This window comes from Halomonas sp. N3-2A, assembly GCF_002216165.1.
Lineage (GTDB): Bacteria > Pseudomonadota > Gammaproteobacteria > Pseudomonadales > Halomonadaceae > Vreelandella.
This window is the reverse complement of the sequence record NZ_CP022286.1, coordinates 2437550-2458900: the sequence shown is the minus strand read 5'-3', so window position 1 is coordinate 2458900 and position 21351 is coordinate 2437550. Positions and strand designations below refer to the sequence as shown.

The following is a 21351-nucleotide window of genomic DNA, read 5'->3' as shown; positions in this document are numbered from 1 at the left end:
AGTGTTCGTCTGCCAGAGAGTAGGCAGTAAGGTTAGTGGGGCACTAGGTTTTGCAGTGTCGCGGTGAGCTCAGCCTGAGATACGCGCAACTGTTCGCGATCATCACGCAGGAACTTAAGCGTTACGGCTTGCTCTGCTAGCTCATCTTCGCCCAATAAGACGGCAATCGGTGCGTTGCTTTTGTCCGCTTTTTTCATACGGCTTTTAAAACTGCCGCCACCACAGTGTAACTGCAGCCTAAGGGTTGGCAGCTCACTACGTAGTTTTTCAGCCAGGGTGAGGGCGACAATAGTAGCGTTGTCATCCATGGGTAGCAGATAAACATCGCAGCCACCTAGCGCTTCTTCTGGAATCAGGTCTAATGTTTCCAGCAGCAATATTAAGCGCTCGATACCCATGGCAAAACCAACCGCTGGCGTGGGCTTTCCGCCTAGTTGTTCGACCAGGCCATCGTAGCGGCCGCCTGCACATACCGTGCCTTGGCTGCCTAGGGCCGTGGTCGTCCACTCAAATACCGTGCGGCAGTAGTAATCAAGACCGCGTACTAGGCGTGGGTTAACAACGTAGTCAATGCCTGCTGCATCCAGCATTGCTTTGAGTTGTTCAAAATGTGTCCGCGACTCATCGTCCAAATGATCCATCAACTGCGGCGCACCGTTGAGCATTTCCGCCATCGCTGGATTCTTGGAATCCAAAATACGCAGTGGGTTGCTGGTGAGGCGGCGCTTAGAGTCATCATCAAGGACGTCGTGATGCTGGTCAAAATAAGCGACGAGTTTGTCGCGATAGGCCGCGCGCGCCTCTGTGGAGCCTAGGGAGTTAAGCTCTAGCGTCACATGCTCCAGTAAGCCGAGCTCTTGCCATAGACGCGCTGAAAGCAGAATGACTTCTGCATCGATATCCGGTCCATCAAAGCCGTACGTTTCTACGCCTACCTGATGAAATTGACGATAGCGGCCTTTTTGCGGACGCTCGTGGCGGAACATTGGGCCCTGATACCACAACCGTTGCGTTTGGTTATGCAGCAAGCCATGTTCCATCGCTGCCCGTACACAGCTAGCCGTACCTTCGGGGCGCAGCGTCAGGCTGTCGCCGTTGCGGTCGTCGAACGTATACATCTCTTTTTCGACAATATCGGTGACTTCACCAATAGAGCGAGCAAATAGCGCCGTTTGTTCAACAATGGGCGTACGGATTTCATCAAAGCCATAGCGATGCATCAACTGACGCACCTTGGCTTCAAAAAATTGCCAGCGGGGGCTTTCGCTGGGCAATAAATCATTCATACCACGGATAGCTTGAATTTTTTTTGCGGCGGACTTGCTCAATGAAAACTCCTTGTATGGGAGACAACACTGGGGCGGGGAAAAAAGGTTATGCCCGCCTCCAGGTTGGGTATCGCTTGCTCGGCTTTTTTAAACGCTGCGCGCAATCATGTCGTCTTCTTGCTGCTGTTTTTGGCGTACTTTATCGCGGATCAGCTTTTCAAGGTCATCCACCAAGTGGTCGTTACGCAGCTTGCTAGCGGGTTTGCCATCGATGTACACCAAGTTGGCAGGGGAGCCGCCGGTTAGACCAATATCGGTTTCTTTCGCTTCACCTGGGCCATTAACGACGCAACCAATCACCGATACGTCCAGTGGGGTCATGACGTCTTCAAGCCGCTCTTCTAGCTGGTTCATGGTGCTAATAACATCAAAATTTTGCCGTGAGCAGCTAGGGCAGGCAATAAAATTAATGCCTTTGGCTCGCAGCCTTAGGCTTTTAAGCATGTCAAAGCCGACTTTAATTTCTTCCACCGGATCGGCGGCGAGCGATACGCGAATTGTGTCGCCAATGCCATCCATTAGCAGCATGCCAAGACCAATCGACGACTTCACCGTACCCGAGCGCAGGCCGCCGGCTTCGGTAATGCCTAGATGGAGTGGCTGCTCGATACGGGTAGCCAGGTCGCGGTACGCGGCTACCGCCATAAACACATCTGAGGCTTTGACGCTGACTTTAAATTCCTGGAAATCAAGGCGATCCAGGTAATCAATATGGCGCATGGCCGACTCCACTAACGCTGCGGGAGTGGGCTCGCCATACTTTTTCTGTAGATCTTTTTCCAGCGACCCGGCATTGACGCCAATACGAATCGGTATGCCGTTATCGCGGGCAGCATTAACAACCGCACGTACGCGATCTTCTCGGCCAATGTTACCTGGATTAATACGCAAGCAGTCGACACCTAGTTCGGCGACACGCAGGGCAATTTTGTAGTCAAAATGAATGTCTGCCACCAGTGGGACATCGACACGCTGCTTAATTTTGCCAAAACTTTCAGCGGCGTCCATATCGGGTACCGAAACGCGGACAATATCGGCTCCCGCTTTTTCTAACTGCTGAATTTGTGCCACGGTGGCATCGACGTCCAGCGTATTTGTGTTGGTCATGCTCTGAACGGCAATAGGTGCATCACCACCTACAGCCACATTGCCAACGTGAATTTGACGCGAGAAGCGGCGTTTAATCGGAGAAGGGGCGTGCATAAGACGGGTCACTCTCCCAGGGTAAAGCGGGCAACATTATTGGCACCGGCGCGCTGGACAAGGTTAACGTCCTCGCCTTCATAGCGCAGCTCTACGCCGGTGGCATTGCCGATAGTTAAACGAAAAGGCGGTTCGCCCTCAACACTTGCTGTGGTGCCAGGCGTTTGCAGACCAACGAACACTCGCTGGTTATTGGCATCAAAAATTTCAGTCCACGACTGCTCGTTAAACGTAAGTTCAAGCAGGTTTGGATTTGTTGCGGGCGCTGTTTCGACCGTGTTGTCTTCACTGTCAGTGGCGGCGTCCGCTTGTTCAGCTGTATCTGCAGCGGTGAGCTCAGCAGCTTCTGCCCCTTCGGCAGACGTAGACGACTCTGATGCCGACTCAATGGCAGCCGTTGCGGCGTTAGCCGCTCCCTCATCGACTCCCTCGGCTGTGCCGGTTTGTTGTGCTGTTGCGTTGCTAGGCAACTGAGGGGTAGCTGCCAGCGTTTGTTCAGTCGGTGTTGCATTGTCGGCTGGAGTATCGCTGGAGCCGCCTTCTTCTAGTGAAGGATTGCTCCCCATGCTGGGGGGTTCGCTGCCGCCACGGCTTTGCCACCACATGACCGTGACGGCAATCAAGGCAACAATCACTAGCAGGGTGACTAGCTTAAATAACCATGCACCAATACGCGATGGTGGCCGGGTGACTGACACTGGAGCCACCCGACGATCTGTCTCTGTACTCCCATGGTTAGCTTGGTAGGCCTCAAGTACTAGACGATCATCCATGCCCAGGTATTTTGCATAAGCACGTAAATAGCCCCGGCGATAAGCGGCAACAGGGATTTCTTCGTAGTTATCTTGTTCTAAACCGTCGACAACCGCAGGGCGTAAATTAAGCGCCCGTGCGGCATCGGTAAGCGGTACGCCGAGTGCTTCGCGTTGGCGTGAGAGAAGCTCGCCGGGTGTGGCAATGGGGCTAGAGGTCGTAACATTATCGTATGATTGTGTATCGCTCATAGCTGAGCATCCTTCAATAATTAGGTGGTCAGGGCACCGTTAGTCAATATTCAATAAGCGCTGGTAGTTCGCAGCCGCAGCGTGATCACCACGGGCGTGGGCGATATCGATCGCCATTTCCAACGCGACTGGATCTTGCCCGGCCAGCTGCAAATAGCGCTGCAGCGGCTCCCAGGCTTGACCATAATTGCCCTGTGAAGCTTCAAGTTCGGCTAATAATAAATATCCACGCGGGCTACGTGGATCAATGCTCACTGCGCGCAATAAGCGTTTGCGCGCTTCATCAATGTTATCGGCTGCCAAATAGCACTGCCCTAGGTTAGTAAATAGCTGGGCGCGATTGGCATATTGGGCATCGTGAGATGCTATTTCTAACTGTTCGCAAGCGGCGTTGAACTGCCCCTGCTGATATAAAAACGCCGCGTAATTATTACGCGCACGTGTCAAAGAAGGTGCGGTGTTAATCGCTTGCTGAAAATAGCGATTTGCAAGCTCATTTTCACTCTGCTGTTGATAGACCAGCGCAAGCGCCTGAAGTGCCTCGGCATTGCGTGGATTAATTTCAAGCGCACGATCAAGCGCGCTGAGCGCACGGGTTAGGTTGTCGCGTTCTAGGTAAGCAACGCCTAGTTGGGTGTAAGCGTCTGCAGCGTCATCGTCAGCCTGAGAAGACGTGCTACCTGACGTGGCACAGCCAGCTAACAACATGCTGCTTACTAGCACGCACAGCATGTGAACCCGGGATGGGTAACGTCGCCAGCGGTGACCGATCATGTACACCCTCTTGTAGTCGCTATCTGCTAATAACAATCTTCTAATAACTATCTTCTAATAACTCTCTGCTAATAACCATCTTGCAGTGATCATCAGATGCATCGTCATTCGATAGAGCTGCACTTGTGGCGGTTTGAAAACGTGTCCATCAAAGCGCCGCACTCGACGGAAGTCAAGATAACGGCGGTTTAGTCCGCATCAAGCTGTACAGACTGAATATAGCGCGCACTTCGCTTAGTGCGGTCTTTCACCTTTCCTACCAGTTGGCCACAAGCAGCGTCGATATCATCGCCCCGCGTGATGCGTACGGTGGCGTTATAACCCAGGTCGTATAGCCATTGCTGAAAGCGCATCACTTGGTTACGTGAGGGCTTTTCGTAGCCTGAATTAGGAAATGGGTTGAAAGGTATCAGGTTGATTTTGCAGGGCAGCTCTTTTAGCAGTGCCGCCAGTTGTTCAGCATGTTCCTGCTGATCATTCACATCTCTAATGAGCGTATATTCGATGGTAACCTGACGGTTATCCGGGCATTTGGATAGATAACGGTGGCAGGCATCCAGCAGCGCGCGAATATTATATTTACGGTTAATCGGTACCAGCTCGTTGCGTAGCTCATCAGTAGAAGCGTGCAACGAAATGGCTAAGCTTACATCGATCTCATCGCCAAGCTTATCTATCATCGGCACAACGCCGGATGTGGAAAGCGTGACGCGGCGTTTGGAAAGTCCATAGCCATTGTCGTCGAGCATCAGCTTCATTGCTGGCACGACGTTATCAAAGTTGAGCAGCGGCTCGCCCATGCCCATCATGACTACGTTAGTCACCGGACGATTAGCGGTATCGCGGCGCGGGCCTACGCTACGCTGGGCGACCCAAACCTGGCCGATAATTTCGGCAGCGGTCAGATTACGCTGGAAGCCTTGTTTGCCCGTTGAGCAAAAACTGCAGTCTAACGAGCAGCCTACCTGGGAAGAGACGCATAGCGTTCGGCGTTTGCCATTCTCCGCAGGAATCAGCACCGTTTCCACGTAGCTGCCATCTTCTACTTCCAAGACCCACTTGCGTGTGCCGTCGCTGGAGGTACCTTCATAGACAACGCCAGGGCCACGAATCTCAGCCAGCCGAGCCAGTTTTTCTCGCAGCGGTTTGGATAGATTCGTCATGGCAGCAAAATCATCGCTACCTTCCTGGTGAATCCACTTCATTAGCTGGGCAGCGCGAAACTTCTTTTCGCCAATCGACAAAAAGAAGTCCTCCATCTGCTCGCGAGACATGCCCAGCAGGTTCTGGCGCTCTGGCGCGTTAGTGGCGGCAGGTTCGCTTTCGGTCGAGGAGAGAGAGGTAGGCGTATGTTGAGCTACGGTAGTGGTCATGGCGGTCAGCGTTCAGAGAAAAGGCGGGGGCATAGCCCCCGCGAAAATGGCCGGCAACGGATGTTGAATCGGCGGCACGCTTGGTTTAGCGCGGGCAAATTTCGTCGTTACCGAAGAAGTAGCTAATTTCGCGCTCAGCGCTTTCCGGAGAATCAGAACCATGGACAGCGTTTGCGTCGATTGTTTCCGCAAAGTCAGCGCGGATAGTGCCGGGCGCCGCTTCTTTCGGGTTAGTAGCACCCATCAGGTCGCGGTTTTTAGCGATAGCGCCTTCGCCTTCCAGTACCTGAACAACAACCGGGCCAGAGGTCATGAAGCCCACAAGGTCTTTAAAGAAAGGGCGCTCTTTGTGTTCGGCGTAGAAACCGCCTGCTTTTTCTTCAGAAAGATGAACCATCTTCGCAGCAACAACTTTCAAGCCTGCTTTTTCAAAGCGAGAAATGATGTCGCCAATCGCATTTTTAGCAACGGCATCAGGCTTGATAATAGAAAGAGTACGTTCAATTGCCATGGTGGAATCTCCTTAAGAGGCATAAAGCAGAAGTGCCGCCCCGGAAAGCCGAGGCGGCGCAGGAAAAAAGAGTCGGCAGGGCTGCTGTGCATTACCGATTGCCGAGTGGCCGCGATTATAGCGCCTCAAGGGGGTGATGAATACCGGTGATGCAGCGCTAAACGTTTAGACCGTGAAGCTTTCGCCACAGCCACACTCATCTTTTACGTTGGGATTGTTGAAGCGGAAAAAGCGATTCAGCCCTTCGCTGACATAGTCCACTTCACTGCCGTTGAGTATTTCTAGCGCGTCTGGCGCGATATACACGCTGGCGCCGTGCTCTTCAAAGCGAATTTCGTCATCGCTTACGTCATCGGCAAAGTCGAGTACGTAACTATAGCCTGAGCAGCCGCTAGGTTTTACAGAAACGCGCAGCCCAAGCCCCTGGCCACGCTCGTCGAGAACGTGACGGATTTGCTGAGCAGCAGCGGGGGTAATGTTGAGAGTTGCCATCGGGCGTCCTCCTTCAAGAAGTCGGTAGGTTGATTGCCAAATGTGGCATCAGCCGTTTAACGCGTTGAGCGTAGTCCGCTCAACGCGTGGCGCAGTAGTGTCAGCGCATGATCAATGTCGGCGTCAGTGGTGAAACGCCCAAAACTAAAACGTAGCGATGAGAGTGCAAGGGCGCGCGGTGTGCCGATTCCCAATAAAACGTAGGAAGGGTCGACGCTAGCAGAGTTACAAGCAGACCCGGTTGACACAGCAACATCGCGCAGCGCCATCAATAGAGATTCACCGTCTACCCCTTTAAATGCCAGGTTTAAAATATTGGGAACGGCATTTTCCAGCGGAGAGTTGGCGAAGACACCATCAACATCTTCTAGCCCTTTTAGGAAGCGTGCGTGTAGCTGGGCGATATGAGCTTGATCTTCCTGGTGATGGTGTTGCATTAGCGCAAACGCTTCACCCATGCCGGCAATTTGATGGGTCGGAAGTGTGCCAGAGCGCATGCCTCGCTCGTGGCCGCCACCATGGATAAGTGCTTCTATGCGTATATCTGGATGGCGTTTGACGTAAAGCGCACCAACGCCTTTGGGGCCATAAACTTTATGTCCAGACAGCGACATTAGATCAATTTGTTGCGCCACCACATCTAACGGAATACGTCCTACAGCTTGGGCCGCATCAGTATGAAAAACAGCCCCGAACTCATGGGCAACCTCTGCCAGCGCGGCAATATCATTAATGCTACCCAATTCGTTATTGACCGCCATTAATGACACGAGTGCCGTGTCGTCTCGCATGGCAGCGCGCAGCTGTTCTGGCGTGGTACGCCCGTCTCGCCCAGGCGTGAGCCACGTCACTTCAAAACCTTCGCTTTCCAGGGCGTTGGCAGTATCCACTATCGCTTTATGCTCAATGGTGGACGTTACCAGGTGCATGCCGCGCTCACGATTGGCGCGCATGTAGCCGATCAGCGCTAGATTGTTGGCCTCAGTGGCACCGCTGGTCCAAACCACTTCACGTGGGTCTGCGTTAATGGTATCGGCGACTTGACGGCGAGCCTGCTCTACCACCTGTTCCGCCTGCCAGCCCAGCATGTGACTGCGCGAGGCAGGGTTGGCGAACAGCTGATCAACAGTTAAATAGCGCTGCATGACGTCGGCCACACGGGTATCGACCGGCGTGGTCGCGGCATAGTCCAAATAAATCGGCAGCGAAGGGGTGGAGGTCATCGTCATAGAGTCCAACGTGCAGTGAAAGCCGTTAAGGGGATGAGGCGAGAATGCCAGCTTCTACGCGCTGCTTTTGCCGAGAGGCAATGCGTATAACATCGGGGCGCTGCATCAGTTGTGCAAGGCTGGTGTCATCAAGGAAGTTACGAATCTGCCCTGATAGATCACACCACAGGTGATGGGTTAGGCAGGTGTCGCCTTGTTGGCAGTCTGAAAGCCCTTGGCAGCGTGTTGCATCCACGGTCTCATTAACAGCATCAATCACTTGGGAAACGCTGATGTCTTCGGCTGGTTTAGCCAGCAAATAGCCGCCACCAGGACCACGCACGCTGCTAACTAGACCCGCTCGGCGCAGGCGTGCAAATAGTTGCTCAAGATAAGAGAGCGAAATTTCCTGACGCTGAGAAATATCCCCCAAGCTGGTCGGGCCTTGGGGGGTATTTATCGCCAAATCGAGCATGGCGGTAACGGCGTAACGGCCTTTAGTGGTCAAGCGCATGACAGGCACCTCGACGCTGAACCTCAGCGCACTTACGGCAAATGTAACGCCATTATGGAAATCCTGAGTGCTTTGGTCAACTATTGCGCGATGTCGTTGAGTCAGAGGTTGAATCAGCCGCTGCATCAGATGGCGAGTTAGGCGTTGAATCAGGAGCGCTTTGCTGGGTACTGGCGGCTGCTGGCTCGCCCGCCTCGGCGTCGGCTTTTGGCTCGGAACTGTGTTTGCCAACCCCTGGGCAGCCCGTATCGTTTTCATCAAGAATGTCGGCGAAATCTTCATCGCGCAGAGCCGGGAGTTGGCCGTCGCGATAGTTGGCATCCAATTGACGCAGTGTCGAGCACATACGCTCAATGCGTTCATCCACGGCGTGCATGTGATCCAGCATCGCCTGCATCGAACGTGCCACAGGGTCGGGCATATCCTGGCTTACACCATAAGCATCGAAGCCAAATTTTTGGCAAATTGCCTCGCGGCGAGCCGGGTCGACATCTAACGCTTCCTCGACATCGGGGTCGGCGCGTTTAACGATTTTGCCAGGAATGCCCACCACCGTAGCGCCGGATGGCACTTCTTTGGTGACCACGGCATTAGAGCCAATTTTAGCTCCCGCGCCTACGGTGAACGGGCCAAGGATCTTAGCGCCAGCGCCAACAATGACGCCATCTTCTAACGTAGGGTGACGCTTACCCTTATTCCAACTGGTGCCGCCTAAGGTAACGCCTTGATAAAGGGTCACGTTGTCGCCGACTAGCGCTGTTTCCCCAATCACTACGCCCATGCCGTGATCAATAAAGAAACGGCGGCCAATAGTGGCGCCTGGGTGAATCTCAATGCCGGTCAGCCAGCGGGAAAACGTCGATAGCGTTCGCGCCAACCATTTAAAATTTTTCTTCCATAGCCAGTGGCTGCAGCGGTGAAGCAGCAGGGCGTGCAGGCCGGGATAGTTGGTCAGCACCTCAAGAGAGTTACGTGCCGCTGGGTCGCGGTCGAATACGCTATTAATGTCTTCACGCAAGCGTTGAAACATGGGTGATCCTTGGGCGTTAAAGGGCGGCAATCATAAGTTCTTGGAATATGGCTAGTGCCTAGTGCAATGCAGCGCTCAAAAAAACGATGTTGGGGCGCACCGATACGACTTCAAGTTTCGGTTGCCCAAGCCGCAGCGGTGGCCAGCGCTATGGACGATGTTTGTCTGTCGCTTTTTCGGTTGCCGAAAGAATGCCACGCAGAATATTCATCTCCATTTTTTCAGGACGAGCACGTAGGTACAGGCGACGCAATCTCGCCATCAGTTGGCGCGGCTGTGCGGGGTCATGAAATTCAATGGCAATCAGCGTGCGCTCCAAGTGCTCAAAGTAGCGCTCTAGTTCGGCATGGGTGACCAGCGCATCATCCGGCTCTTCAGCGGTGCTGGCGCTATCCTGTTGAGTTAGCCATGCCATACGGCACTCATAGGCAATCACCTGAACGGCGGCAGCCAGGTTTAGCGAGCTGAAATCTGCATTGGTGGGAATATGCACGTGGGCATGACAACGCTGCAGCTCGGCATTGGTTAAACCGCTGTCCTCGCGGCCGAACACCAGCGCGACACGTGCATTGTCGGGCTGGCATTCGCTGGGCAGGCGCTCGGCCAGCTCGCGTGGGGAAATCATTGGCCAGGGCAGCGTGCGCGAACGGGCGCTAGCGCCCACAGCAAGCGTGCAGTCAGCAACGGCGTCTTCAAGAGAGGCGTGGACTTTTGCCTGATGCAGCAGGTGGTCGGCTCCCGAAGCGCGGGAAATGCTGTCTTGGGTAATCACCTCGCAGCGCGGCGCCACCAGGGCTAAATCGGCTAAGCCCATGTTGTGCATGGCGCGGGCGACGCCGCCAATATTACCAGGATGGCTAGTGCCAATAAGAACAATACGGATGCGCTCAAGCATAATGGGCTCGGTAATCAAGTACGGAAAACGCGCAGTTTAGCATGAGTCGATAGCATGCCCGAGGGGGCTCTGTTAGAATTGCCCGCCAAAGCAGTCCTGCCACTGCCTCCGTTCTTTAACATCACTGTGACAAGGCCCGATCATGAATCCTATGGTCCAATTTACGCTGCGCGCTGCGCGTGGCGCTGTTGAACACTTTTTACGTGTTCGTGAACGCATTGAAAATGCTCACGATGAATTTAACCTCGACCGCTTGCTAGAAGACACCGCTCGCAAAGCAGAGGCCACCATTGTTCAGCAGCTGCAGCGTGGGTATCCCCTGCACGGCTTCAGTGGCCGCTATACGCCCCATAAAGCGGGTGAAGGCGAAGGCGCTGATATCGTCTGGAAAATTGAACCAATGCACGGCTATTCCAATTTAGCGGTGGCAGGTAAGGGCTTTGCTCTCTCAGTGGTGTGTCTCGTTAAAGATCGCCCCGAACACGCGGTAATTATCTGTCCGTTTTCTGACGATGAGTATATCGCCAGCCGCGGCCGCGGTGCTCAGCATAACGATAAGCGCATGCGTGTAAGCAAACCTACCGCGATTAGCGGTACGCGGATAGCGATGAGCCTGCCAGAAACCTGGTTGCGCCCCAGCCATTTGCCAGCTTACCTGACCATTACTCAGCAGTTAGCCCCCCAAGTAGACGCCATGTTGGCATCTGGTAGCGGCCTGCTGGATATTTGTGAGCTGGCCTGTGGGCGTGTGGACAGCGTCTTTGTTCTGGGACTTGAAGAGCAAGATATGCAGGTGGGAACGCTATTGCTGAAAGAAGCCGGTGCATTGATGGGTACGCCTGACGGCAAGCCGACAGTGGCCGCTGAAGGTCAGCTGATGGCCGCTGGCCCGCGTTTGTACAAAGCCTTGATTAAACAATTGGCACCGCATTTTTAAGTTCGTAAAAATGGTAAGTGGTAAAAGCGATTGATACAGTCTGCTCGATGACCACGCATTAAAAAGGCTCTGTCGATTTTATCGGCAGAGCCTTTTTGTTGCGGATTGCTTTTGCTGGTTTACGGCAGCTCTTCTTCCTCTTCGTCCGTCTCTTTCTTGGTGGGGATAAGGTCTTCCCGTGAAAGCTTGAGCGGAATCAGTAACGCACCTGAGATATAAATTGATGAGAACGTACCCACCACGATGCCAATTAACAGCGCAATAGCGAAGTTCTCGATCATGTCGCCGCCTAATAGCAGCAGCGCCAGCAACACCAGTACCGTAGTACCAGAGGTGGCGAGCGTGCGGGACAGGGTGGCATTGATCGCTTCGTTGAAGATTTGCGGCATATCATCAATACGCGATGTTCGAATGGTCTCGCGGATACGGTCATAGACAACAATCGTATCGTTTAGCGAGTAACCGATAACGGCCAAAATCGCTGCCAGTACTGTTAGATCGAACTCAAGCTTGAACAGCGCGAAGACGCCAACAACAATGATGACATCGTGCAGCAAGGCTAGCAGGGCACCAAGAGCAAACTTATATTGAAAGCGGAAGGCAACGTAAAGCATCACCACGCCCAATGCCACTAGAAGGCCTAAGCCGCTTTGGTCGCGAAGTTGGTCGCCTACCTGTGCACCGACAAATTCGGCCCGCACAAGATTAACGCTATCGCCATTGGCACGTAGCAGGCTGACAACATCGTTACCGACATCCGCATCGAACGCTTGCTGAATGCGGATAAGTATTTCTGTTGATGCGCCAAACGTTTGCACCGACACGTCTTGGAAACCACTGTCTTCGAGCAATTGGCGAATCGCGTCTAAGGACGGGACTGCGCCGTAGCGCACTTCCACCAGGGTGCCGCCGGTGAAGTCCAGTCCGAGATTTAGCTGCTGAAAAATAATCGCGCCAATCGAGATGATTAGCATCAAGGCAGAGACGATAAACGCAAGGTTGCGCCGCCCCATAAAGTCGATTCGCAGTTGTGATAGGGGTTTCATTACCACCTCTTAAATTCTGGGCTAAGCACGTGGTTCAGATCCATGCTTTTCAAATCTATGCCATTTAGATCCATGTGTTTAAATCCACAGCTTTTTGACGGGCTTGCTGCCATAGGTCAGGTTGACCATGGCGCGCGTTACCAGTAGTGCCGTGAACATGGATGTCAAAATGCCAATGGAGAGCGTAACGGCAAACCCTTTCACTGGGCCGGTACCGATCGAGAACAGAATCACCGCTACCAGCAGCGTGGTGATGTTGGCATCCACGATAGAAGTGAAAGCGCGCTCGTAGCCCGCATGGATTGCTTGCTGAATCGACATGCCGTTGCGCAATTCTTCGCGTATACGCTCGAATATCAGCACGTTGGCATCAACTGCCATGCCTAGCGTCAGCACAATCCCGGCAATGCCTGGTAGTGTTAACGTAGCGCCCAGCATCGACATAACCGCGACGAGCAGCGTTAGGTTTAGCGCTAGGGCGATGTTGGCAAATACCCCAAACACTTTGTAGCGCACCAGCATAAACAGCACGACCAGTAACAAGCCGATTTGTACTGATAGCAGGCCACGTTCAATGTTTTCGGCACCTAAGCTTGGCCCAATAGTGCGTTCCTGGACAAAGTAGATAGGGGCGGCCAGTGAACCAGAGCGGAGCAGAAGAGCAAGCTCAGCAGCTTCAGTCGGTGAGTCTAAGCCGGTAATGCGGAAGCTGTTACCTAGTGCACTTTGGATGGTAGCAAGGCTGATCAAGCCGCGTTCGACGTAGGGCTCGCGAATAATCGTTTCTTCGCCCGTTTCGGGGTCGATTTCTACGCGATCTTCGCTTTTATGTTCAATGAACAATACCGCCATATTGCGACCGATGTTGGTTCGCGTGGCGCGGTTCATTAATGTACCGCCGGTGCCGTCCAAGTTAATGTTGACCTGCGGACGACCATTTTCATCAAAGCTATTGCTGGCACTGGATACGCTATCACCGGTAATAATGACATCGCGCATCAGCTCTGCCGAGCGTGCAGGGTCGTTACGGAATTCTAGACGTTCGGTTTCCGTGTCAGGCGTATCGTTGCGAGCTTCCAGGCGAAACTCTAGGTTTGCCGTTGCACCCACAATACGCTTTGCAGCCACGGTATCTTGAACGCCGGGCAGCTCAACCACGATTTGGCTAGGCCCTTGGCGTTGAACCATCGGCTCAGCGACACCCAACTCGTTAACGCGGTTGCGTAGCGTGGTTAAGTTTTGATTGATCGCATAGTCCTGAATCTCGTTAACCGTTTGGTCGCTGAGCGTCATGACTAGGTTGGAAGCACGACCATCGCCTTCATTGCTGTATTCAAAATTAGGGAAGTCGCGGCTGATCAAGCGCCGGGCAGTATCGCGGTCTTCTGCACTGCCAAAGGCGATTGAAAGTGAACGCTCGTCGATGGTGGTGTTGCGATAGCGAATGCGCTCCCCACGTAGCAGTTCACGCATGGCGCTGGCATTCACTTCCAAGCGCTGGGTAAGGGCGGCATCCATATCTACTTCGAGTAAGAAGTGCACACCTCCACGTAAATCGAGGCCCAGTGTCATGGGAGATGCGGAAAAGGCTTGCAGCCAACCAGGGGTGGCGTCAGCGAGGTTGAGTGCGACAGTCGCGTCACTACCCAATACATCTGCGGCAATATCGCGGGCGTCTAGCTGATCATCATCACTCTGAAGGCGAATTAGCCATTGGCCATTCGTTTCTTCAATGGCTTTAATGCCGATATCGCTATCAATGAGCGCTTCTTCAACGCGGGATATTTGCCGTTCATCCAGCGAGTCGCCCTGGGCATCGCTAACCTGGATGGCGGGATCTGCGGGGAATAAATTGGGAAGCGAATAGATAAGGCCAACCACCAGGACGACCAGTATCAGCAGATACTTCCACAGGGGGTAACGGTTGAGCATGCAAGCCCTGCCTTCAATTACAAACGGAATTGCTGTGCACGGACAGACCGCGCACAGCAAAGTTCACCATCGTGGCTACCATGTCACCCCTGCCGGGGTGGCTGGCACTGGATCGGCAGGGGGGAGATGCAGGCGTTAGATGGACTTAATAGTGCCTTTAGGAAGTACGGCAGCAACGGCATTTTTCTGCACGTTAACTTCGGTGCCTTCAGAAACTTCCAGCGTTAGGAACTCATCATTAACTTTGGTAACACGACCAACAAGGCCGCCACCGATGACGACTTCATCGCCTTTGGCCAAGCCTGTAACCAGCTGTTTGTGCTGCTTAGCGCGCTTTGCCTGGGGGCGCCACAGCAGGAAGTAAAAAATCAGCACAAAACCAACCAGCATAACAATTTGCGCGATGCCACCGCCGGCAGCGGCTTCTTGGGCATGGGCTGGTGAGATGAAGAAATCCAGCATTGCAGAGAACTCCTGGGTTAGAAAACTCAATGGGTGAACCGATTAAACCACCCGCCAATGGCGGATGGCGATTAATTCGCTAGGGGAGGCACTGGCAGGCCGCGCTGGGCATAAAAGCCTTCCACAAAGGTCGTCAATGTACCCGCTTCGATTGCCGCGCGCAAATCAGCCATTACCCGCTGGTAGTAGCGTAAGTTATGGATGGTATTGAGCATGGAACCCAGCATTTCGTTACAACGATCCAGGTGGTGCAAGTAGCCCCGTGAGAAATTCTTACAGGTATAGCAGTCGCACTCGGCATCAAGCGGTTGGGTATCAAAGCGGTGCTTGGCGTTACGGATCTTGACCGTACCCTCTGAGGTGAACAGGTGGCCGTTGCGCGCATTACGAGTAGGCATCACGCAATCGAACATGTCGACGCCACGGCGCACGCCCTCTACTAAGTCTTCTGGTTTGCCAACGCCCATCAGGTAGCGAGGGGTGTCGTCTGGCATCCACGTCGGCAGATAATCGAGTACCTTGATCATCTCTTCTTTGGGTTCGCCTACTGACAGACCGCCAATGGCCAAGCCATCAAAGCCAATCTCGAGCAGCCCTTTTAGTGAGCGTTCGCGAAGTTCTGGGTGCATGCCGCCTTGAATAATGCCGAACAGCGCTGAAGGCGAATCACCATGAGCATCGCGTGAGCGTTTTGCCCAACGCAGCGAAAGCTCCATGGATTTTTCGGCTTCTTCAAAGGTGGCTGGGTACGGCGTGCACTCGTCGAAGATCATCACCACGTCAGAGCCCAGCGAGCGCTGCACGGCCATGGACTCTTCCGGCCCCATAAATACCTTGCTGCCATCTACCGGTGAGCGGAAGTGAACGCCTTGCTCGGTAATTTTGCGCATTTCGCCTAAGGAAAAAACCTGAAAACCGCCGGAGTCGGTCAAGATAGGTTTGTCCCATTGGGCAAAGTCATGCAAATCGCCATGGGCTTCAATAACGTCGGTGCCTGGGCGCAGCCATAGGTGAAAGGTATTGCCGAGAATGATTTCTGCGCCAATCTCTTTCACGGAGTCTGGTGTCATGCCCTTCACCGTGCCGTAGGTACCCACCGGCATAAAGGCAGGGGTTTCGACGGTGCCGCGGGGAAAGTGCAGGCGCCCCCGGCGTGCACGGCCATCGTCGGCTAGGCGCTCAAAGCGCATAAAACATTCGTTTCGCATCTAAATAACTCGTCAATAATCGGTTAAGGCGCTGGACGTATCGTGTTTAGCGGGTCAGCAGCATGGCATCGCCATAACTAAAGAACGCGTAGCGCTCGTCAACTGCCGTGCGGTATGCCCGCATCATGTGGTCATAGCCTGCAAACGCAGAGACCAGCATCAACAGGGTCGACTCGGGCAGGTGGAAATTAGTGATTAGGGCGTCCACGCAGCGCCATTCGTAGCCAGGGTAGATAAAGATATCGGTGTCGCCGCTATAGGGGGCGATCTGGCCGTCGCTACTTTTCAGGCAAGTGCTTTCTAAGCAGCGCACGCTGGTAGTGCCGACGGCAATGACCCGTTTCCCCGCAGCCTGAGTGTCACGCACTTGTTGACAGGCGGTCTCAGAAACCTCAATCCACTCGCTGTGCATATGGTGTTCAAGGATGTTGTCGACGCGCACGGGTTGAAAGGTGCCGGCGCCGACGTGCAAAGTCACAAAGGCACTGTTAACGCCTTTCTCGGCCAGGGCATCCAACAACGGTTGGTCAAAGTGAAGCCCCGCGGTGGGCGCTGCTACTGCACCGTCGCGGCGGGCATACACGGTTTGATAGCGTTCCCGATCACTCAGCTCATCGTCACGGGTGATATAGGGCGGCAGTGGCATATGGCCATGCTTTTCAAGCAGCGCAATCATTGGCGTGTCGCCTAAAAAGCGCAGCTCAAACAGTGCATCGCGGCGGCCTTCAACCACCGCATGAATGTCGCCTTCAAAGATCAGCTCGGTGCCAGGCTTAGGTGATTTACTCGAACGGATATGTGCCAAACCGCGGTGGCTATCCAGCGGGCGCTCCAGCAGCATTTCTACTTTACCGCCGCTAGCCTTGTGACCGTGCAAGCGTGCTGGAATGACGCGCGTATCATTGAATACCAGCAAGTCGCCGGGTTCGAGTAGTTCAAGTAAATCAGCAAACCGGCGATGCTCAAGCGCGCCGCTTTGGCCATCCACGCATAGCAAACGGCAGTCGCTGCGCTGCTCAGAAGGGTAGCGAGCAATTAGCTCGTCGGGTAGCTCGAAATGAAAATCCGCGCGCTGCATGGAAATGGCTCTTATCAGTGGTCAAACAGGCGGCATAGGATAGCGCTTTAGATAGATAAAGTCAGTCAATGTGATTGACCTGTGAGGTTATCTACGTATAATGCGCAGCCATTGCCGGTGTGGCGGAATTGGTAGACGCAGCGGATTCAAAATCCGCCGCCTTTACGGGTGTGCCAGTTCGAGTCTGGCCACCGGCACCAAATTCAAGGGCTTAGCGATTTATCGCTAAGCCCTTTTTTGTGGTGCGCCAAATTATTGGGGGTCAGTTCAGGTTAGTAAGGGTATTTTACTATCGCCCCGTAGGGACTATCACAAAGATGTAGCTTAGCGATTAAACGTATTGAGTTCTGACGGCGTGTATTCCCTTTGAGCTGGTGTGTCTTCTGGCGAGGTAGATACATCCATAACCTCGTTCTTGGCCGCATCGCCATTCAATGCGATGAGGTCGATTGGCTTCATAGTAAGCTCGCTATGGCTGTAGTGAGTGCTGGAAATTGGCTGCTCTATCTGATTGAGCTGGCTAGAACCCTGTTCGGCGAGCGCAGCACTGGATAAAAAAGCTACGACAACGGCGGTGAGTGAAGCTGATTTTTTCATGGAAATCTTCCTTAGGTAGTGGTTTTTCGGGGCGCGGGAGCGTCCTTCGGAAACTGTTTTGGCTTAGCAGTTAAACGCGTTGAGTTCATACGCTGTGTGCTCGCTCTGAGTCAGGGTGTCTTGCTTAAAACCGTGTCTCTACTGCCGTGGTGTCTTTTCAGAACGTTCGTAATATAGAAAATTAGTAATTGTAATTTTTTCGTTAATATTCAAGTGCTTATTTTTATTTCTGTGTGGCATTGCTCTTTGCAGAATTAAAAATATCTTCAATATGGCGATACTGGATAAGAGAGAGTTAATCCAATTTGCTCGCCAACATAGATAAGGTATTAGGTGCAAGAAGCTGTGAAAGAACTTCAGGCTCTGTTGCGCCTGGTGCGTACCATAAGTAGAGAGGTACCCCTGAACGGCCGTGCTGCTCCAAGAAAGTGGTAATGGCGGGGTCTCCATTAGTCCAATCGCCCTTCATTGTGATCACTTCCGCCTGTTCGAATGCTTGCTGCGTGCGGGGTGTGTTGATGGCCCGCTGTTCGTTGATCTTGCAAGTGACGCACCAGTCTGCCGAGAAGTAGACCAAAATGGCGTGACCTTGTTGACGAAGCTCGGTCAATCGGTCCGCATCGAAGTCGAGTGAGTGTGTGTCGACTGAACTTACGAGCGGATTGGGGGCTACCGCTTGCTGGGTAAGGGTGCCAGGAACGAGTATGCTTCCAGTCAGCGCGAGCCCAGCAGCGAGTCCTGCCGGAAGCCAGCTCAATCGCTTGGCGCTTCGTTGACGTAGTCCGGTAAACCAAAGCCCTATCGCTAGCAACATGATCAGAGCGAGGCTCGCAATCATGCCGTTGTGGCTGAGCTGGCGGCCAAGCACCCAAGCCAAGGCTAAAGCGGTTAGGAACATGGGGATGGCCATGAAATGCCGGAAGTTGGCAAGCCAAGGACCAGGACGGGGAAGTAGGCGTCGCAGCACTGGTACGAACCCAAGCAGCAAAAATGGCAGGGCAATGCCCAGGCCCAAACCAGCGAATACTGTCAGTGCGGCAAACGTGGGGAGTACCAAGGCTGCGCCAAGAGCCGTGGCCATAAAGGGACCCGAGCAAGGCGTTGCGACGAAGGCGGCCAGTACGCCTGTCCAGAAGGCACCGGCTACACCGCCCTGGCTTGCTAGCTTGCCACCGGCATTGATGGATCCCAGCTCAAAAAGGCCGGCCAGATTAAAACCGATGGCCGCGGTCAACAGGGTCAGCACCAGGATGACTCGCGGGTCTTGCAGTTGGAAGGCCCAGCCAACCTGAGTACCCACCGCACGTAAGGCGATAATCGTCGCGCCAAGTATTAAACAAACGATAACCACGCCAGCGGTATAGGCTAACGCCTCGCGTCGGGCTTCGCGCTGACCACCGGTTAAACGCGCAAGGCTAAGCACCTTGAGGCTGAGGATCGGGAAAACGCAGGGCATGATATTGAGCAGAACACCGCCCAATAGGGCGCCGAAGAATGCTGTCAGCAGCAGAGTAGGGCTGCCTTGTTCGTCGGTGGTACTGGCGATGGTGGTACTGGAGGCGGGGGCACTCTGATATCCGTTTGTGCTCGCCGCTTGCATCTCAGTGCTATGGCTAACCAGTGTTAAGCCAGTCCCAGTTCCCAGTGACAACAGCGCCTCGAACGCATCGGGCGGGCTATTTGCCGACCAGGAGTTAGCCCGCTGAGTTTCAACAATCAAGACATCGCCTTCACGGCTGAATATTTGTTCAGCCGCGGGATCCACGACGTTGTCGGTGTCGACGAATAAGTGTGGATCATTCAGCTTCACTCTAGCGGGCAAGGGGATGCTGACTCGTAGCCGAGCATCGTTGGTCGTCATAAAGCTGGCTTGCGAGCCCAGCGGCCTGGGTAACTCACGCCGCCACTCATCGAAGCGCGCTTTGCGCTCTTGCGTAATATGGCCATCGCCTGCGGTGAGGGTAATGGCTAGCGTCGATTGTTCGGGAACGCAGGCATCCGCACGGCAAGCGAGATAGTTCAAACCGACGGTGATTGGAAGAGGCGTTCCCGGCGCGACCGAACCATCTATCTCAACGGGGATTAGTAGCGCGTAAGGATGCTCAAAGACATGATTCATCAAGTCGCCGGTCATCAGCGTATGTGGCACTGGAAAGCTGGCATCGCCCACGCTGACACCATCCGGTAATTGCCAGTCGAACTGCGGTGCCAGGCCAATGCTGCCCGGCTGTTTCCAATACCCATGCCAACCCGATTGCGGCTCCATGAAAACGGCTAACGTGCTGGAGGTGCCGGCTGCGGGTTGGTTCGTTTCCGCTATCAAGCTGCTCTTAATGAGTGTCTCGCCCGAAGTGCCGGGAAACTCTTGAGCAGCCCCGATCTGGGGGAGCAGCATTAACGCCAGATAAAAGAGGACACAATAGCGGTAAAGGGATCGGGGCATTGGTTATCAGCCCGCTTGAGACGGGCTGCTCCATTGAGGGGTATATCGCGCCGTGGCTGGCGCGAAATGGCGGTAGGTTATTGGCTGATGCGTTCGATGGTTTCGGCGAACTCGGGGTCTTGTGGTCCAAGCTTGTCGGCTACCTTGCCATCGGCATCAATAAGCACAACGGTGGGTATCTGTTGAATGCCGAAGCGGCGGTGTATGTCACCATCGGCATCAAGTAGCACGGGAAACGCCGTCTCGGTGGTATCTAAATAGCTTTCGACATCGGACTCTTTGGTCCAGAGTCCAGAAATAATGCCTACCCATTGAGTGTCCGAGTCTTTACTCAGTTGGTTGACGGTTTCGCGAACGCGGCGACAAGCAGAAGCGGTGGCCGGCTGGCTCTCGGCAAGGTAGGACTCACACCATGAAGCAAAGAACACCATGCCCAGGGGCTTATCTGTCGCTGTGCGGGATAGGTCGATGGTGTCGCCGTCACGCGTGGTGATATTCATCTGGCTAACCGTCTCGCCTACCGCGAACGCATTGACGTCGATATCCTCGGCTGGGGCACCGTGGGTGGCTGCTGATGAGTCGGGTTCAGTGGTTGTCAGTGCTGCTTGTAATGCCTCTTCCAGGGCTTGATCGTCACGATAGCCAATGTGAGTGATGTGGCCACTGCGATCAATCAGTACGTGCTGCGGAGTGACGCGAAGATTCAGTGCTTCGGCCAACGTGCCGTCATCTACCGTAATAGGCATCGTCAGGCCCATTTCTTCGCGATATGCACGCGCAGATGCTGCGCTGTCTGCATAGCCAGTGTTAACGGCGATGACCTGAATGTCGTCACCATGTGTTTCCTGGATGGCCTGAAAGCCGGGCATCTGCTGACGGCAAGGTACGCACCAGGTTGCCCAAAACTTTATATACACCGGTTTGACGCCATACAGGGTGCTGAGATCGATGGTGTCACCCTCCAGCGTGGTAATGCTTAACTCGGGGCCGGGTTGACCAATCAGCGACTCGCCAGCCGCTTTGGCGCGCTGTTCGCCATCGGCGTCGGCATCATAGGTCTGGTCAGATTCCGGTTGTTCAGTGGTCTCGGTCGCTAGTGAAGGGCCAACATAGCCGAGCAACATGGCGAGCAGTATCGCCGTTGAAAGCCTGGTGCTGTTTATTCGCATAGGGGAGGTCCTCTGGGTAAAGGGTTCAGGTCTGGCGCAATTGCTTTGGGCTAGTTCAAAGAACGAGAACAAGGTTTCAGACCGATAAAAGTAGTGTGGAGCATGAGCAGGATTGTGAATGGCATCATGGTCTAAAAAAAGAACCAA

General features: G+C 53.9%; 20 protein-coding genes and 1 tRNA gene. 2 read left to right on the top strand and 19 right to left on the bottom strand.

The features are described 5' to 3' along the window. Positions 1–32 precede the first annotated feature (32 nt). The 11 genes from hisS to trmJ all read right to left on the bottom strand — a co-directional run bounded on the left by hisS (position 33) and on the right by trmJ (position 10332). Positions 33–1328, bottom strand: a complete 1296-nt coding sequence (gene hisS / locus CEK60_RS11510; protein ID WP_089039144.1) for a histidine--tRNA ligase — start codon at positions 1326–1328, stop codon at positions 33–35. An 87-nt stretch (positions 1329–1415) separates the two neighbouring features. Then, on the bottom strand, positions 1416–2531 hold the full coding sequence (gene ispG, locus CEK60_RS11505) for a flavodoxin-dependent (E)-4-hydroxy-3-methylbut-2-enyl-diphosphate synthase (RefSeq protein WP_089039143.1): 1116 nt from the start codon (positions 2529–2531) through the stop codon (positions 1416–1418). A gap of 8 nt (positions 2532–2539) precedes the next feature. Beyond that, positions 2540–3535, bottom strand: a complete 996-nt coding sequence (locus CEK60_RS11500; RefSeq protein ID WP_089039142.1) for a RodZ domain-containing protein — start codon at positions 3533–3535, stop codon at positions 2540–2542. 39 nt (positions 3536–3574) lie between these two features. Next, positions 3575–4309 carry a type IV pilus biogenesis/stability protein PilW gene (gene pilW / locus CEK60_RS11495; RefSeq protein ID WP_089039141.1) on the bottom strand — a complete coding sequence of 245 codons (735 nt, stop codon included), beginning with the start codon at positions 4307–4309 and terminating at the stop codon, positions 3575–3577. A gap of 188 nt (positions 4310–4497) precedes the next feature. Next, entirely contained in the window at positions 4498–5682 is a 1185-nt protein-coding gene (gene rlmN, locus CEK60_RS11490; protein ID WP_089039140.1) for a 23S rRNA (adenine(2503)-C(2))-methyltransferase RlmN, read from the bottom strand. A gap of 85 nt (positions 5683–5767) precedes the next feature. Then, positions 5768–6193 (bottom strand): nucleoside-diphosphate kinase, encoded by a 426-nt coding sequence (gene ndk / locus CEK60_RS11485; protein ID WP_038481458.1) that lies wholly within the window; start codon positions 6191–6193, stop codon positions 5768–5770. 165 nt (positions 6194–6358) lie between these two features. Then, positions 6359–6685: a HesB/IscA family protein gene (locus CEK60_RS11480; RefSeq protein ID WP_038481461.1), complete on the bottom strand. Its 327-nt coding sequence runs from the start codon at positions 6683–6685 to the stop codon at positions 6359–6361. A gap of 56 nt (positions 6686–6741) precedes the next feature. Next, positions 6742–7908 carry an aminotransferase class V-fold PLP-dependent enzyme gene (locus CEK60_RS11475; protein ID WP_089039139.1) on the bottom strand — a complete coding sequence of 389 codons (1167 nt, stop codon included), beginning with the start codon at positions 7906–7908 and terminating at the stop codon, positions 6742–6744. 31 nt (positions 7909–7939) lie between these two features. After that, a complete protein-coding gene (gene iscR, locus CEK60_RS11470; RefSeq protein ID WP_038481467.1) occupies positions 7940–8407 on the bottom strand; it encodes a Fe-S cluster assembly transcriptional regulator IscR in 468 nt (155 codons plus the stop codon). A 76-nt stretch (positions 8408–8483) separates the two neighbouring features. After that, the gene (gene cysE / locus CEK60_RS11465) at positions 8484–9437 is read right to left on the bottom strand and encodes a serine O-acetyltransferase (RefSeq protein WP_089039138.1); all 954 of its coding nucleotides are present in this window, start codon (positions 9435–9437) and stop codon (positions 8484–8486) included. A 148-nt stretch (positions 9438–9585) separates the two neighbouring features. Continuing rightward, positions 9586–10332: a tRNA (cytosine(32)/uridine(32)-2'-O)-methyltransferase TrmJ gene (gene trmJ / locus CEK60_RS11460; protein WP_089039137.1), complete on the bottom strand. Its 747-nt coding sequence runs from the start codon at positions 10330–10332 to the stop codon at positions 9586–9588. A gap of 142 nt (positions 10333–10474) precedes the next feature. Here trmJ and CEK60_RS11455 point away from each other — a divergent pair, with 142 nt between their 5' ends. Further along, positions 10475–11269: an inositol monophosphatase family protein gene (locus CEK60_RS11455; protein ID WP_089039136.1), complete on the top strand. Its 795-nt coding sequence runs from the start codon at positions 10475–10477 to the stop codon at positions 11267–11269. A 119-nt stretch (positions 11270–11388) separates the two neighbouring features. Here the strand turns inward: CEK60_RS11455 and secF are convergent, their stop codons facing one another. From secF to queA, 5 genes are all read right to left on the bottom strand, one after another. Next, complete coding sequence (gene secF, locus CEK60_RS11450) at positions 11389–12315, bottom strand: protein translocase subunit SecF (protein WP_038481479.1); 927 nt, start codon at positions 12313–12315, stop codon at positions 11389–11391. Between the two features lie 78 nt (positions 12316–12393). Further along, entirely contained in the window at positions 12394–14247 is a 1854-nt protein-coding gene (secD, locus tag CEK60_RS11445) for a protein translocase subunit SecD (protein WP_089039135.1), read from the bottom strand. Positions 14248–14382: 135 nt separating this feature from the next. Further along, complete coding sequence (gene yajC, locus CEK60_RS11440; RefSeq protein ID WP_009722127.1) at positions 14383–14709, bottom strand: preprotein translocase subunit YajC; 327 nt, start codon at positions 14707–14709, stop codon at positions 14383–14385. 71 nt (positions 14710–14780) lie between these two features. Then, entirely contained in the window at positions 14781–15899 is a 1119-nt protein-coding gene (tgt, locus tag CEK60_RS11435; RefSeq protein ID WP_089039134.1) for a tRNA guanosine(34) transglycosylase Tgt, read from the bottom strand. A 64-nt stretch (positions 15900–15963) separates the two neighbouring features. Next, the gene (gene queA, locus CEK60_RS11430) at positions 15964–16995 is read right to left on the bottom strand and encodes a tRNA preQ1(34) S-adenosylmethionine ribosyltransferase-isomerase QueA (protein ID WP_089039133.1); all 1032 of its coding nucleotides are present in this window, start codon (positions 16993–16995) and stop codon (positions 15964–15966) included. Between the two features lie 113 nt (positions 16996–17108). On the opposite strand from queA, the gene CEK60_RS11425 reads away from it, so the two are divergent. Beyond that, positions 17109–17195: transfer RNA gene (locus CEK60_RS11425), tRNA-Leu, on the top strand. Between the two features lie 124 nt (positions 17196–17319). Here CEK60_RS11425 and CEK60_RS11420 read toward each other — a convergent pair. From CEK60_RS11420 to CEK60_RS22135, 3 genes are all read right to left on the bottom strand, one after another. Beyond that, positions 17320–17592, bottom strand: a complete 273-nt coding sequence (locus tag CEK60_RS11420; RefSeq protein WP_089039132.1) for a hypothetical protein — start codon at positions 17590–17592, stop codon at positions 17320–17322. A 295-nt stretch (positions 17593–17887) separates the two neighbouring features. After that, entirely contained in the window at positions 17888–20035 is a 2148-nt protein-coding gene (locus CEK60_RS11415; protein ID WP_198361359.1) for a protein-disulfide reductase DsbD family protein, read from the bottom strand. A gap of 77 nt (positions 20036–20112) precedes the next feature. Then, entirely contained in the window at positions 20113–21204 is a 1092-nt protein-coding gene (locus tag CEK60_RS22135; protein ID WP_198361358.1) for a TlpA family protein disulfide reductase, read from the bottom strand. Positions 21205–21351: the final 147 nt, after the last annotated feature.